Source organism: Waterburya agarophytonicola KI4 (genome assembly GCF_020640915.1).
Taxonomy (GTDB): domain Bacteria; phylum Cyanobacteriota; class Cyanobacteriia; order Cyanobacteriales; family Xenococcaceae; genus Waterburya; species Waterburya agarophytonicola.
The window spans coordinates 1-15,663 of sequence record NZ_JADWDC010000074.1 but is presented as its reverse complement, the minus strand read 5'-3'; the positions used below and the strand labels follow the sequence as shown (position 1 = coordinate 15,663).

13 protein-coding genes are annotated in these 15,663 nt (G+C 39.1%); 1 reads left to right on the top strand and 12 read right to left on the bottom strand.

Annotated elements, in window-relative coordinates:
• From I4641_RS20020 to I4641_RS24310, 8 genes are all read right to left on the bottom strand, one after another.
• On the bottom strand, nt 1–3,133 hold a 3,133-nt coding region (locus I4641_RS20020; RefSeq protein ID WP_229642356.1), incomplete at its 3' end, for a serine protease.
• Nucleotides 3,134–3,411: 278 nt separating this feature from the next.
• A complete protein-coding gene (locus I4641_RS20015; RefSeq protein WP_229642355.1) occupies nt 3,412–3,972 on the bottom strand; it encodes a COP23 domain-containing protein in 561 nt (186 codons plus the stop codon).
• A 981-nt stretch (nt 3,973–4,953) separates the two neighbouring features.
• A complete protein-coding gene (locus I4641_RS20010; protein WP_229642354.1) occupies nt 4,954–5,301 on the bottom strand; it encodes a helix-turn-helix domain-containing protein in 348 nt (115 codons plus the stop codon).
• Between the two features lie 23 nt (nt 5,302–5,324).
• On the bottom strand, nt 5,325–6,281 hold the full coding sequence (locus I4641_RS20005) for a tyrosine-type recombinase/integrase (protein ID WP_229642353.1): 957 nt from the start codon (nt 6,279–6,281) through the stop codon (nt 5,325–5,327).
• 51 nt (nt 6,282–6,332) lie between these two features.
• Nucleotides 6,333–6,662, bottom strand: coding sequence for a helix-turn-helix domain-containing protein (locus I4641_RS20000; protein WP_229642352.1), 330 nt, complete (start codon nt 6,660–6,662; stop codon nt 6,333–6,335).
• 83 nt (nt 6,663–6,745) lie between these two features.
• On the bottom strand, nt 6,746–7,036 hold the full coding sequence (locus tag I4641_RS19995) for a hypothetical protein (RefSeq protein ID WP_229642351.1): 291 nt from the start codon (nt 7,034–7,036) through the stop codon (nt 6,746–6,748).
• Nucleotides 7,037–7,097: 61 nt separating this feature from the next.
• Nucleotides 7,098–9,035 carry a hypothetical protein gene (locus I4641_RS19990; RefSeq protein ID WP_229642350.1) on the bottom strand — a complete coding sequence of 646 codons (1,938 nt, stop codon included), beginning with the start codon at nt 9,033–9,035 and terminating at the stop codon, nt 7,098–7,100.
• A gap of 283 nt (nt 9,036–9,318) precedes the next feature.
• Entirely contained in the window at nt 9,319–9,504 is a 186-nt protein-coding gene (locus I4641_RS24310; protein WP_369426852.1) for an IS1096 element passenger TnpR family protein, read from the bottom strand.
• Nucleotides 9,505–10,166: 662 nt separating this feature from the next.
• Here I4641_RS24310 and I4641_RS19985 point away from each other — a divergent pair.
• Nucleotides 10,167–11,534 (top strand): hypothetical protein, encoded by a 1,368-nt coding sequence (locus I4641_RS19985; RefSeq protein ID WP_229642349.1) that lies wholly within the window; start codon nt 10,167–10,169, stop codon nt 11,532–11,534.
• Between the two features lie 57 nt (nt 11,535–11,591).
• Here the strand turns inward: I4641_RS19985 and I4641_RS19980 are convergent, their stop codons facing one another.
• From I4641_RS19980 to I4641_RS19965, 4 genes are all read right to left on the bottom strand, one after another.
• Nucleotides 11,592–11,813: a type II toxin-antitoxin system HicB family antitoxin gene (locus I4641_RS19980; protein ID WP_229642348.1), complete on the bottom strand. Its 222-nt coding sequence runs from the start codon at nt 11,811–11,813 to the stop codon at nt 11,592–11,594.
• Nucleotides 11,803–12,015 carry a type II toxin-antitoxin system HicA family toxin gene (locus I4641_RS19975; protein ID WP_229642347.1) on the bottom strand — a complete coding sequence of 71 codons (213 nt, stop codon included), beginning with the start codon at nt 12,013–12,015 and terminating at the stop codon, nt 11,803–11,805. The genes I4641_RS19980 and I4641_RS19975 overlap by 11 nt, the downstream gene beginning before the upstream one ends.
• 178 nt (nt 12,016–12,193) lie before the next feature.
• On the bottom strand, nt 12,194–12,688 hold the full coding sequence (locus I4641_RS19970; protein WP_229642346.1) for a hypothetical protein: 495 nt from the start codon (nt 12,686–12,688) through the stop codon (nt 12,194–12,196).
• A 202-nt stretch (nt 12,689–12,890) separates the two neighbouring features.
• Nucleotides 12,891–14,885 carry a hypothetical protein gene (locus I4641_RS19965; protein ID WP_229642345.1) on the bottom strand — a complete coding sequence of 665 codons (1,995 nt, stop codon included), beginning with the start codon at nt 14,883–14,885 and terminating at the stop codon, nt 12,891–12,893.
• Between the last annotated feature and the right edge of the window lie 778 nt (nt 14,886–15,663).

Genomic DNA, 15,663 nt, shown 5'->3' with positions numbered 1-15,663 from the left:
ATTGGTCGCCAAGTTGATTGTGATACTTGTGTGCCAAATCTGGATTTAAACTAATAGCTTTGTTATAATCTTCGATTAGCTTTTGTGTATTTCCCGCTTGAGCATAGGAATTACCACGATATACGTAGTAAAGTGCATTATTGGGTTTTAGTTCAATGGCTTTATTGTAATTGGCGATCGCTCGTTCATAATTTTCTAATCCATGAAATTGATTGCCAAGTCGATTGTAATATTGATGTGCTGAAGTTGGCTCTAAACTAATAGCGGTATCATATTCTTGAATTCCCTTGTCCACTTCATTTAAAGCAAAATAACCATCACCCCGCATAGTGTGAAGCCAACTAGATTCTGGATCTAAGCTAATTGCTTTATCAAAATCAGAAATAAATAATTCTTTATTTCCCATTTTGGCGTGAGTAAATCCTCGCCAAGCATGAGTCCAATAATCATCTGCTTCGATTTCAATGGCTTTATTAAAATCGGCTAATGCCAATTGGTAGTTTTTCTGGTCTAAATAAGTTCTTCCTCGATCGCGATAATAAACACCGATTTTCGGCTGAAGTTCTATAGCTCGATTATAGTCAGCGATTGCTTTTTCGTATTCTCCCTGAAAATTGAGTGCTTGACCTCGCCAAACATAGAAAAAATGTGCAAAATTAGAATCTAAATTTATGGCGGTATTGTAATCTTTGAATCCTTGTTCTATTTTTCCTAAAGCGAAATAGCCATTGCCTCTTGTTGTGTAAATAAAAGCATTTTCTGGCTGAAGACTCAATGCTCGATCTGCATCAGAATTAAATCCAGACTCATTTCCTTGATTGGCGCGAACCAATCCTCTTGATACGTGAGCTTCTGCATGACTTGGTTCAATTTCTACAGCCTTATTAAAATCAGCAATCGCAGCTTCATAATTTTCTAAATAAGAATAGAATTGACCTCTACGAGAATAATGATCGGCATTTCCTGGTTCTAGTTCAATTGCCTTGCTTATTTGAGCAATTGCTGCTTCAAATTCTCCATTATCAGACAAAATACTAGCCAGACGCGAGTATCCAGTTGAACTATTGGGATTAAGAGATAAAGATTCTTTTAATGCTTTAATTGCTTCTTGATAACGTCCCGATTGTCTAGAAGATTCTGATAACCATTGATAAACTATGAAATCATCTGGTCTATAACGAATTGCCTTTTTAAAAGCTTTTATAGATTCTTCATATTCTCCTAAATAAAAATGAGCATCACCTAACTGTCGCCAAGCAATAGTTGCTGCTTCGTAATTTGATTCGTCGATATATTCAATTGCTTCGTTGAATGATACCTTGGCTTGGGTATAATTTTTTTGGCGCATTAAAGCCCAACCATGAGCGTACCAGGCTTTATGAAAATCGGGTTTAATTTCAATAGCTTTTTCATAAGCTTGCAGAGATTTATCGTAGTCGCGCAATCGCCATAGCTTGTTACCATAGTTAAGCCAAGCAACTTCATCTGCATCAGCAGTAGGAGGAGTTAAATCCACAAGGGATCTAATTACGTTGTCTTGTTTTACATCGCTTAGTTTTTGAGGAGTAGAATTTTGGGGATTCAAACCCAAATCTGTTTGCGATTGTTCTAGTTTAGCCAAAAAAGTCTTAACAGGAACACCGAGACTATAGCCAATATCGTGTATTGGTTCGGGGTCGTTTTCTTGTGGTACTGGACTAATTCTTCCTTGATCGGATTCCGACCCCGCATGAATCCCAATCAGATTTCCTTCTATATCTAATAATGGACTACCGCTCATGCCTATACTGGTAAAGTTGCTGTAAACTAGCTCCCAACCATTATTAAAAGAACGATTGTCTCTGGCTTGATTGACTGAATGATATCCCAGAAGATACCCCGCATTAAACTCGCGATTGGATTCTATATTTTCGGCAACGGTTTGTTTTGAACTCGACCATCCAGAGACAAATATAACCCTATCTTCTAGTCCTCTATAATAATCGCCAATGGTAGCGACTTGATAAGATTCATTACTAGTAAATTCTAATAAAGCTAAATCTGCGCCCTCAAATGTTTTTTGTGACTTAATTTGATATTCTCGACCATCGTGAGTCACAATTTTTAGACTTTCATTAGCATTACTGACTACGTGTTCTGCGGTCAAAACATGATAAGTATTACCCTCTTGAGCAATTAATACTCCCGAACCATTACTCAATCCTGTAGGAGTAGACCAAGAAATAAGGACGGAAATTTCTTTTGCCTTTGCATCAATCGAACTAACTAAATCTGGGGTTTTGACTGTGGTTTTTTTCTCGGATTCTGCACTCGCTGAAAGTTGCTCCGTAGGAATTTCAATCGCTATATTAGGAGCATACTGAGTTAAAATTTCGACTGGAACACCCCAATTTGAAAGGCTCATTTTAGCTCTTAATTCTTCGTTGGGCGTGTCTCCATTTTCATATATATAAGGATTTCCCCACAGTGGATTGGCGTGGATACCATTAATGCCAATCAGCTTACCCGATCTATCTAGAATTGCCCCTCCGCTCATGCCTTTTTCGACGGCATTTTCTTCGGTAACATAGCCAATTTTATATCCAGCCTTTAAAGCTTTTTGTAAAATAAAGGATACTCTACCATTTCTAAATATTAGTTCCCTAGATTCTGATGTCTTATCCCGAAATGGAAAACCAGAGATAAATACGCGATCGCCTTTTGCTATATTTTTAGAATTCTTTAAAGCAGCTATTTGATAGTCAATATCCGAGCTAAACTGCAACAGAGCGACATCTTTTTCATCCGAATCGACATTTACTTTCTTTGCTTGATGATTTTTGCCATCGCTAGTTTGAATTGTAATCTTTTGCTGATTTTCTACTACGTGATTGTTGGTTAAAACGGTATATACATTATCTTCCCTAGCAATTAAAACTCCAGAACCACCATTAGTCTCAGACGTTATTTTGACAGATATTGAAGTTGCTATTTGTTCTAAATCTTTTTCTTCTAATTCTCGCTCTACTACCTTTTCAGCTACGCTAATAGTAGGAATAACTGAGTTATAAAAAATAGGAATCAATAAGAATGATAAACTACTAATACCAATAATTAGAGATAGAGGACTAATTTTTTTTTGTTTGTGTACCATCTTTATATACCTACTTTTCTGTAGCGATTGCGTCTAAAAAATGTCAAATTGGTGAAGATAATATTTATCTTTTGATAGAACCACATTAAATATAAATCTGAAGCCTAATAATTTAACCCCGAACTTATTTAGCTAAATGAAAAATTGCTTGAGAAGAGAATAAAAATATAGTTGTCTATCGAACCGAATAAGTAGAACCAAATATCGTTTCACAAACTATTACTTATATTTCTTTTCTCCTCCTCAATTGCCAAATAAGAGTTTGGCTTATATTAAACTCAATCAAAAATTGTGGGGCTAGCAATATCAGGATTAATTTGAACCGAATACCAGGTTACGCCATTAGACTTAAAGGTAGCACTGTTTCCTTCAGACTGAATTAGTGCAGTAGAAGCAGTGCTACCAATTTTTTCTAGCTGACTGACTACTTCATTAGGATCGTCAGCATTTCTCAGAGTGAATAGATAGTTCTTACATTCCTGGTTATCATCTAATTGAACTTGACGATGTATTCTGGAAGCGCAAATAGTGGACTGACTATTTTTTTCTCCCACTACCAGATAACTTAGCTCTCCATTTTCATAAGCTTGCTGAAAATTCTCAGAAACTAGTTCGCAACGCGATTGAGGAGTATATTCATCACTCCATTCTTTTTCCCAACGGATAATTGGCATCTGAGTGCCAGTTAAAGTTTGAGCAAAGGTAGTCGGTGTACCATCTTCAGAAGCTCCACAAAAATATGTATTGGAACTTTGAGCTTTGCTGTCGGTTGCATTTGTCAACAAAGCACCAGAAGTAATAAGTACCACAGCTATCGGGCTAAATTTTAAAAGTTTCATTACCATCACCTCGATTATTTATCTAAAAGTTGTTCTAGGTGTATTGTGTTGAAGGCACTTTTCATGTAAAGCAGATTACAATCTACATCAATTAATATTGTTTACATTTTGATGACTAACACGAATGTAAGTAATCTATCACGATCTTATATTAGCTAAACATTGAAATTTTATTGAAAAATTATTTATTCTAGTTGTAACGTTCTTTTATTTAATAATGTTAAATAAACATTGCGTATCTTTAAAACACACACTTTTAATACATATCAAATAATATTAATTAGTAATCAATATTATTTCTGTTTATTTAACTTAAGTTTTGTAAATTTTCTATCTACTCGGGCTAAATAGAAGGTTCGTGTCATATGGTGCAGCCTCCTCCTAAAACCTTTGCACAGCAAAGAATACAGCGATTGAACTTCTTTTATAAAGCGATCGCTCGAATATAAGTTACATAAATGTTTCTTAAAAACGCATCTATGGCAAAAAAACTTTGCCTAAAATGGAGGTTGGGATATATCAAAATACCTATACAAAGGCATTGTAAATTCGTCCTTAATTTTAAAAACATTGCCTAAAAGAGTCCAAACTAGGCAATGTTTACATAAATAGGGGTAAAACTAGCGAGAGTGTCATGAGGGGCAATAAGCGAAAATATTGCAGCTTTTAGTGTCTGAGAGCATTAAAATCTCTATTGAATAGAAAACGCTTTAATTCATACTTCATATAATTTTGAGCCATTTCTTAGGCTTAATCATAAGTACCAATTTTGCAGAGATTAATCAAAGGCTGCAAAAATAAACGTCTCTGGCAATCGCCAAAATGCAGTTTTGAAACCTTGGCAGGACAAGGGTTTCGAGCTAGATTGCCCCTGGTGACAGCCTGGCTAGTTTTACCCCAAATAATTTCGATCAAAAAAAGCCTCAAATGGGGTTGACAAAAGTTAAACTATTTCACCTTGATCCATATGACACCAACCTTCTATTTCCGCCTAATACTGCGTTTACCATTAACTACTTCTGAGACAACACCTCTCGAACCAATTACACCAACTAAGTTTTCTTGTTTGATACCACCTGCATCCATTAGATGTAGCAGCATCGAATGAGGCGTACCTTGGGGAATGGGATATTGTTCGTCCTCAAATTTTTCAATTAGAGTAACTAATAGTTCAAGGATCGTATCTTCCCCAGGAGTGCGATTAGCCTTGTGTTCTAATTCAGTAGCACTCGCTATGGCGCGATCGTTCTCTACTTCAGTTTCGATGACTTTAGGTTGATATTTGGCTAGTAATTGGGGGTAGTCTGAGGGATTAGTAGTAAGGGTCATTTTTCCATTTATCCTTCTTCCATCTATTTAAACTTCAAATGCCTGACGGCGCGACGTTTTCTACCTTCCCCCCGCTTGTCATATTTGGCGGTAGTTGCAGGGGAACGATGTCCTGCTAATTCTTGAACTGTCAATACATCTTCTCCAGATTCGAGGAGGTCGGTGCAAAAGGTGCGTCGAAAGTCATGGGGGGAAAAGTGTTTTATCCCTGCCTTTTTAGCTCTGGCTAATATCAGCTTGTAAATACCATCGCCGTTACTGGCAAAGTGGCGGAGGGTAATTTTTCCGCCTCGATGGACGGGACAAATTAACGCACCAGGGGTACTTCCTCTAACTTCCAACCAATCTTCAATCAAAGCGATCGCATCGGGGGTGAGATAAACCAGTCGATGTTTGTTGCCTTTGCCCTTGAGTATGGTTAATTCCCCCGTCTTGAGACATAAATCCTGGCACTTTAATCGAACCATCTCCTGTCGGCGAATACCGCCACAGCGAAGAATGGCGATCGCCGCCCCATCTCTAAAACCCAGGGCATCTCCTTGTTGGTAACAGCTAGCAATCAAACTCTCTATTTCACTAATACTTAAAGCCCTACCCCTAAGCTTTCCCGTTCCTTTGACGTTGGGCAGATCGATGGCTTTGTGATAGTCATTGGCATCGATTAAATCGAGGCGGTAGGCTTCGGTTAGTACCCGACGCAGTGCCACGAGCATTTTGTTGGTGGTTGTGGGGGCGAGTCGTTCTTTAAAAGCAGTTCTAACGGCTGCGGTGTGGTGGTAGCGCAATTTTGACCAATCGAGAGAAAAAGCGTCGCATTCACCATCCGTTAAGAGTTGGGCGATCGCATCTAAAGAATACAGCATGGTGCGACGCGAACCTTCACTCAAGGAACTGAGATATACGGCGGCGGGATGAAGAGTTACTGGTACGGGTTCGTGTAGCTTTAATTGTTCGGCTTGGGAGTAGAGCAGGTAGCTCACAATGGTCTAATTTAGGATTGCTTCTTTATTCTCCCACCAACACCGCACATTTTAATTACCAACCACTGTAATCTTTGCCTCGGAACGATCTTCGGGTTTTGGTTTGACTACTATTTCTACATCATTACCCAAGGCATTGAGAAAACGCAGCAATCGAGCCGTAGAAAAGCCACTCAATTTACCTCTAGTTAAAGCGGAAACTTTGGGCTGGTCTATTCCTAACAATTCGGCAGCTTCTATTTGAGTGAGTTTTTTTTGCTCGATCGCCGAACCAATTTTTGAGGCTAATTCAGCTTTAACCAATCTCTCTTCAGGATTGGGCAGACCTAAATCGGCAAATACGTTACCGCTACCAATATGTACTCTTGTGTCTTCAGTCATAATCGTTTTTATTATAGGGGGAGAAGGGTCATGAGAAATGCTTTTTTCAAGACCTATACCGCTTTTATCAACCTCTTTTTCGTCTATAAACCTAGAAAATTTCTACGCCGATTGCGTTTTTGTAAGCCTTTTTTCATAGATTTTTTTAATTGTCTAAGTTTCTGTCGTGATACTGTATTTGAGGCTAAAGGATAACGTCCAAGATGATGATATTCGCTCAAATTAACAACTAGAACATAAGGTGCATCTATATCACTTTCAGATTCTAGATGTTCCCTGATAAAGTATGTCTTTTTAGGATGCTTCTTGAAATATTCTCGGTCAATACGCTGTACTTCTTCATTATGCAAACCAGTAAGTGCGTTGAGAGACATAAGATAAATATTAAAAGATACTTACTAATTATATTAAGCAGCATCAAACCTTTTTTAAAACTTAAGGAGGGGGTGAAGGTATAAACTGCCCAGACTTAGCTCCAACGCGAGCTAAAATAGACCTGACACGCTCAAAAGCTTTTTGAGCAGTCTGTTGGTATTCGGGGGTCTTTCGCTCTTCTTCAAGCTGCTTAATCTCCTTATGTCGTTGCTGTAATCGCTGCTCATTCAAATCGATTGAAGCAAGTTTCTCTGAATTTCGTGGTTTTAAGATCGGCTTTGATTTTAATTGCGATCTAGTTAGTTTAAACGATCGCCCTGGCTGCGTTAAATCTCCAGAAGAATTTTTTTTATTTTTGGAATCGGCTTCAAAAACCTTCATATAGGACAAGGTGTGTAATTGCTTTCCCTGTATGGTTTCTGACGATTCAGATTTGCTAGTTTCGCTCAAAGGTGTGTAATTGCTTGGTATGACTGGGTTTTGAGGGTTTTTAAGCTCTACATCCAAAACGGGCTGAAGCTCTTCTTTTTCTATCTGGGGTATGACGATTTCTTCTGCTTCTGGCTGAGTTAAATTCGCTGTCTCCTCTACTGTTATTTCCTCAACTGGTGTTTCTATTTTTGGCACAGAGGCGATCCGCGAGGGTACGCTCTGCGTAATCGCCTCTGTGGGGGCAGAATTTGTAATCGAGCTTAAGACTGGTAGCCATAATGCCTCATAAGCTTCCTGCTTTAAGGTGGAGAAGCTAAAGCCTACTTTGAAGATTTCTTTGGATTTTTGGCTCAAGAATTTTAGAAAAGCTGTTTTAGTAGCAGGAACAAACTCCAATACTTTTTTGATTTCTTCTAGTACTGCCTTTAATCGCTGTATAGTGTTTAGTTTGGTGTTTTCGTTGCCATTCACTACACCGCTTCTAGTCTCATTAAAAGCATCTTTCCAAGCAATCTCTCTCTTGGGAGTACTGCCTAGCTTCCAGTAGTATTTCTCGGCGTTCTTGGCACGTTCTCTACAGCGTCGCTCGATATCGTCGTGGTGATTGCAGTAATCTTTATAGCCAGGAGCATTTAAAGCAGTAGCTAAAACATATTGGTAAAGACTATCACCTTCTAAACCCAAGAATACTACACCGTAGGTTGCAATGATTCTTAACAATTCGTTGGTTTGTCCTGCACCAGTCCAACCAAGTTTGATTGAAAACTCTGAATCTGCTTTCCATTCGGCAACTTTACTCTTGTTCCTGACGTTGAAAAAGCCAAATCGTTCTTTCTCGACCGACTCCCGCGCAGCCAGCAGTTTTTCTTGGAATTCTTCATCAACTAGATTTTTCCTAGCTGAGAAGTCCATATACACGATGAAATCAAGGAAGTTATCGCTAATTGGTTCTAAGTCATCACCCAGTAACCAACTACCTGAATTTGGCTGTAATGGTAGTCTGTGCGCTTTGTAGTTGGTGACTTGGTTTTTGTTGTAGAACTTACAGTTGGGAAATAGCTCTAGATGTCCATCTTCTGGCTTTATCCCTGCTCTCTCGACAATCCGCTTAATCAGGCAAGCTAGATTAAAGGTGTCCACTGCTTCGGATAAGGCAAAGAAGATGTGTAATCCCTGGCTGTAGCTGGACTGTACAAAGGTAGGACTGATTAAGCCAGATTCTTCGCAAATATCTAGTAGTTTTTGAAAAGTCTCTGGATACTCGGCAGGGTGAACTTTCCCTAAAGTATCTACATCCAGTAGACAGTAATTAACAACGCTGCCTTCGTTGGTATTAAACCGCACTCCCACCAGGGAATCTGGATCTACAAATCGTCTGAGTAAGGTTCTGTTATTCAGACTAAAGCTGGTTTCGGTTCTCCAGTTTGGCTTTTTGCCGTCGTAATGCCCTGGATTCCTCGCTTCGATGAATGACCAGTAATGATTGAAATACTTGGATAATCCTTGGCTAACGTCGTGTAGTTCAGGATTACTATGGGCGGTGTTTTTTAACTTTCTTTGCGTCATGCCTATCTTCCCTTGGCAAATAGACACAAAACCCGCTATATTGTGAACATAGCAGACAGGCTTTGCGTTTATGGATGTCAGATACCCAAAACATAACGCCTTTTTGCATCAACAGGCAAGGAATAAAACCATGTCTAACCATTACAAATGAAACCCCATCCTTTACTGGACGGGGTTTTATGGTTTTGAACCTGTTATTTTAAGATTTATGTCTGCACGTATTTAACCACCTCAACTGTACAAAAACTTACGCTCAGGCTTTAAATATTGCTTTGCGAGGGCTTCATGCTTCAGCTAATTGTTGATTAATCTCCTGAAGGTCGTAAAATTCAGAGTCAAAGTTTTCTCCTATCCATTCCTGAAAGTTTTCATGTTCGGGATGTTGAGGATCTTTAATAGCCTCTAAAAATTCTAAATATCCCCAAGCACCACCACAATCTTCAGGAGGACAAGCTCGTTTGGCTTTGATACATAAGTGTAGCGACCCAAAATAAGAATGACTTCGACCCGAAATAACGGCGTTTTTGAGACCAGATTAAACGAGAATAAAGCAGGCTCAAACCCAGATTAAATAAGAATAGACCCACATTATTCTGAGACTAGCCCGAAATAACGCACCTCGACCCACATTAGATGAGAATAGGCTATGAAGTACACTAGGTATTGATTTTAGGCACTTGTCAATAAGCTAGCTCTACAAGTGTCTGGATAAAAGGTTCGTTTTTCACTTGCTTTTATTATCTAAAATTGTGGTTTAAATCAATCGATAGCCGTTTGATTTAATTATTAATTGAGTATTTTTTGAACAACTAATTTTTAGTCTCATTTAATGTGGTCTAATAACACTTAATCTGGGTTGTTCTTATTTAATTTGGGTTTATTCTCAGAATAATGTGGGTTTTAGCCCCTTATATTCTCAAATAATGTGGTCTCAAAACGGCTGTTATTTCGGGTCGAAGCGTTTCTTATTTTGGGTCGCTACAATTAGTATTAAATCTTGTTTTACAGTCAAAAGAATCATCTGAGTTTCTGAATTCTTTATCTACTAAAATCTGGCGAAAATGGACACCTGTAATTATTGGAAGTCCTGATAACAGCAACAGAAAAGACCCTTATTTCGATTTGGTCAAATTGGTTTACGAAAAAGCTCCATCTGAAGCTATTGATACGCTAACTAAACTTATTGATAGCGAAAATAAAGACAGCGACTATATTTTTGCAACCAGACAATTTAAAAAGTGTTGGGACGATCGCTTAATGTCTGTGGTTTTGGAACGAGCGGAAGATTCTTCTATTAAGCCGTCGTGTATGAGTTATTTGCTAGAAGAGCTTTTAGAACGTAATTATTCTCCAGCTAAAGATTATGCCAAAACTCTAATTGCTTATCCTCTACCTTCAGCAGAAGAAGCCAGGAAAAGAGCTATTCATGCCTCTCAAGTTTTGATGATAAATGCAACTAGCGATCTTTGGTCGGTTTTTTGGTCTACAGTTCAACAAGATAAAAGCTTTGGTCGCGAAGTGTTGGAAAGTACGATGCGTCACGATCTACGAGGTGAATTTTTCGATCTGACTGAAAAACAGGTTGCCGATTTTTATATTTGGCTTGCCAAAGAATATCCTCACAATGAAGATCCTGTATTTAATTCCGTAATGGCTCATTGTGTCGGTACAAGAGAAAGTATCGGTAATCTGAGAGACAATATCCTAAATAGATTGAGAGATTGGGGAACACCTCAAGCCTGTCAAGAAATTCAGCGTATTGCGAATCATTGTCCTGAGCTTAACTGGCTGAAGGTAACTTTATTCAATGCCCAGAAAAATACCAGAATAAAAACTTGGCAACCTCCTGCACCTGCTGAGATTTTAAAACTTGTGGGCGATCGCAGTAAACGATTAGTTAATGATGGAAATGAACTTTTAGATGTTTTAATCGAGTCATTACAACGCCTAGAGATTGAGCTTCAAGGTGAAACACCTGCTGCCAGGGATATTTGGGATCTTGTTAGTTCAAGACCAGATCGATTCAAACCTGTTAACGAAAATACTTTTTCGGATTATGTTAAACGATTTCTCGATCGCGATTTAAAACAAAGAGGAATTATCGCTAATAGAGAAGTAGAACTTCGTCCCAGTCAGGGAGGCGCACCAGGAGAAAGAACCGATCTTCATATTGATGCCATTATTAAAAATGCCAAGGGTGAAATTTACGATTCTATAACCGTAATTATTGAAGTTAAAGGGTGTTGGCATAATGAATTATATACAGCAATGGAAACTCAATTGGTTAATCGTTATTTACAAGATAATACTTGCCAACATGGTCTTTATTTGATTGGTTGGTTTGATTGTCAACAATGGGATGATAGCGATCGCCGAAAAGGTAGCACATCAAATATTAGCGCGATAGAAGCTCAAGAAAACTTCAATCAACAAGCTGAAGATTTATCTTCATCTGGTGTCATGGTTAAAGCCTTTGTATTAAATACAGCACTTAGATAATCAGTCTTAATCATTTCACAAACTAGATGAAAAAAACCGAAGATTTTATCGCTAATTTCAAGCAGCTACTTCGTTTACTACTGTCGGTTCTGGTAATGGCTCATTTGACTCTGCATAGGACTCAATCATTAGCTCTAGAACTTCTTTACCATTGATTGCTGCTTCTTCATAGGTCTTTCCATGAGTAGACCACTGTTGCCCTGGAAAGTCGGGTAAAGCTACCAAATATAGATTATCTTCTTCGCTCCACTGAATAATCATTTGATATTTAAGATTCATTATCTCTCACCTCTTTGATAGCCCGATTTACATCTTTTTCTTGGTAGCGTTCGGCATCTTGTCCGTCTTTACCCGAAAGGGTTATTCTTCCATTGTAAAGAGGATGCGCCCACATGGTATGGCTTCCTTTGCCCCGTTTGGGAATTTGTTCAAATCCTGCTTGAGTCAGCAGCTTTTTTAATTCTCTTATTTTTTTAGGCATTTACCATTCACCTCCTAATTCCAACCAAATCTCTTCCGCTCGCTTCATTAGTTCGGGGATTCCCGATTCCCAAAAAAGTTTAGCTCTAGATTGAGATTCAATCTTGGCTTTGAATCCGCGTGGAGGTATGTTTTTAATTCCAGGATAAGGGCTAAAGAGAAGGTATTAAACTAAATCTTTAATCTCTGAGGTGACGAACTTTTATCTTCCAATTTTCAGTTTCAAAGTTACCGTTTTTATAGCACTCATTAATGATTGTTCGTCGATAATCAATTTGGAATTTTTCAAACTCTTCTAAGTAATTTTCATCTGAAATAGAACGATTTTTAAATAGCTTTCTGGCTTCAAGAGATAAAATATTGTCTTTCTCCAATCTCACTAAGCAAAAAGCAAAATCGGACTCTTCAAATGGCGAATCTTGCCAATCATTATTGTCATTATAAAAATCGTAATAAAATTCCCACTGATGACTATTACAATAACGATTGTTTTTCTCGTCATCTAACTTTAAAGCCAATCTTCCTGCTAATGTCTCATTAATCATGGAAAGATATTCTTCATTGGTAGGTATCCATTCATAGTCATCGATATGAGCATCATAGAGACTAACCTGTTCCTCCTTAGTTTTGACGTTATCTAAACGTTTCACCTCTGATAAAAATCCTTTCTTCATGACGTGGATTTTATAAAGTACTTAAGTTAAGTATAAGAAAAATCTCACCAACCCTATGGAAATGCTCCCGTCGCTTCGCTCGGTGCGCTTCCCACAGCCACTTGGATAACACTTTTATGCAGCATCGAGCCTTTTTTTGATACACCGCATCAGCAAAAGTTACCCACATACCCACAGGGACAAACAACCGTTTTTTTAAAATTCAGGTGGGAGGTGAAGGAGTGCCACGAGCAGGCGTATTCTCACCAATGCCTAGAATACGCCGTATGGCGACAAAATAGGCTTTCGCTATGCTTTGATACTCTGGCGTGAGTCGTTGGGCTTCTAGGGCATTTATCTCGTGGTGAAGCTGCTCCATTTGGGATAAGTATGTTTGTTCTCGCTGTTGGCGTGCGATTGATAAGTTTTCCTGATGCTCGGATTTGAGGCGCGGGCGGGCTATACTGGCGGTTGAAAGATTAACCGTGCTTATGGTTGGATCTGATTTTTGAGGTTTCAGAATTGGTTTAAAGTTCTGCGATCGCTGTTGTTGAGATTCATGAGATTCAGAATCAAGTTCTAGCGGTTCTAGCGAAAGATCTGGGCTAGGAGTCACAGACAGGGAAGAAGCTTTTTTTAAATTTTTAGAATCAGAGGCTACGCCCTCTCCAAAACCTCCATATAGGACAAGGTCTGAACTATCTTTATTTTGCAATGGTTTCAGCGATTCTGTTTTTGTTTTTTTTAGTAAAGGTCTGAACTCTTTAGATTTGACGGGTGTTTCAGCGTTTTTGGCGGGGGTTTCTGGTACGTCTTCGACTTGCTCTACTGGCTCGTCAATTTCCTGGTTTACCACTGGGGCGATCGCTGCCTCCGCTGGAGTAGTCGTTGCTGCCTGTGCAGCCAATAACTCTGCAAACGCTGTTTTCCAAATGGGGGTATTGGCTTTTTTGTAGAGCGTGGCTTTACCAATCCCCAGCTCGAACAGTTGTTGACTGGTCTTAATTATCAGCTTGATAAATTCGGTTGCTGTATTGGGAATCGCCATACCTGCTTTTTCGATATAGGCGAGGGTAGTTTCTAATCGCTGAATAGCTCTAGCTGCTTTTGCTTGGTTGCCATTCTCTACCCCTGATAGAAATTTATCAAAGTTATCTTTGAACACTCCCTGACGCTTTCTCCGTTTGCCCACTGCCCAGTACTGGGACTGGCTACTTTTAGCCACATCACGGCATCGTCTTCGGATTTCATGTTTATGATTGCAATGCTCTTCATAGCCATCAAGGTTAGTAATAGTTTCCTCGATGTAATCGGTTAGAGCTTCTATTTCTCGCTCCTCGTCTAACCTTCTGAACACCACACCATAACAGCCAATATCTAGTAATAGGTCGTTTGTCTGCCCTGCTCCCGTAAAGTCACGTTGTATGGACTTCATCAAGTCTGCTTCAAATCTTTTGATTGAGCCTTTGCCACGACTACAGCGTTCTAGTCTAACGGTGTAGCCGTATTTCTTACAGGCTGCCTTGAGTGCCACTAAATCCTGACTCTTGGCAGTCATGGCTGCCATGTTCAAGAATGTATCGATGTCATTGGTTAGGGGTTGATAATCACTATCTACCACATAAGAGCCTGTCATTGGCTGTAGTGGTAGCTTTAGCCCTTTGTAATATTTACCATAGCTCTTGGTGTTCGGGAATAGTTCCAGCTCCCCTGACTTGATTTTTATCTTGTAATCTTTGGTAATGCCTTCTACTGCACAGGCTAGGTTGAATGTGCCTATTGCTTCTTCAAAAAAGAAATAGACGTGTAAACCTCCGCTAAAGCTCGATTGAATAATCACAGGTCGCACCAGTCCAATATCTTCTAGTGCATTTAGCCACTTCTTGAAACCTGACTCGTTATGGGCTGGGTGAATGCTGCTCGTGATATCAATATCACCGCAAAAGTATTTGGTGGTTGAGCTAAAACTCAAACCTATCAAGTCTACTGCATCGTTAAACCGTTCCAGCAATACGCGGGGACGTATGCCGTATTTGGTTTCGGTACGCCAATCTGGTTTGAGTTTCCCGCCTCTTGTCCGTCGTAGTTCTCCTGTTTTCGGATTAACATACGGATTGTTACTTTCTATGAACCTGTGGGGATGACTAAATATCGCCTTAAACTGACGGAAAGTGTGGCTTTCGGGTTGTAATTTTGCGGATGCGTGGTTTGATGTCATTTTTTATTGCCATTTATTACTGGCAACTGCACCTAACATCCGCTATATTTGGGAATAGAGAGACGGCGTTAGGCTGCCTTGATATCCTGATAAAATATCAAATTGCAGTTGAGTTTTTGTGATTACTAACCAATCTAACGCTACTTTTGCTCTCTTTCAATTGGATTGATACAATGCTGATACAGCAAAAATGAAACCCCTCCTTGTATTAGGCGGGGTTTCGTTGTTTTAGGCGGTTATTTTAAGTTTTGTGTTGAACCGTTCTAGCTAGCCTCTGGCAACCTAAATTGAACTCCTATCCTCGTTGTCACTCGCTACCCTTGATTAGGCGGAAACCCAAGATTCAACGCATTTCCTATATATTTGTCTACCAACACCTATCAAGTTGATACCAAGCTTGGTACTAACCCAACTACCAATCAAGCTACCAACAGTGACTTAGATAAATAACAATCGTCTTTAATCTACAAGGCTTATACAGCAGTAGTTTAGCCTACCCAACAGACCAATGAAAAAGCGGTTGTTACTGTCTCAATTTCCCAGTTTGATTGAGCATTCAAGCTATCTTATCAGATATAGTACTTATCTCTTGAGATATCTTAGATGACTGATTTTCAATATCGGGCTTGGCTTGAATCGATCGCTTCTAACCAAAATTTGAAATGGACTGAATTAAGGGTTTTTCTAATTTTGTTGGGAAATCTTGATTACGGTACAACGGTGGAAATATCTCAGATTGAAATTGCTCGTAAGCTCAATCTTACTCCTGCCAATGTTT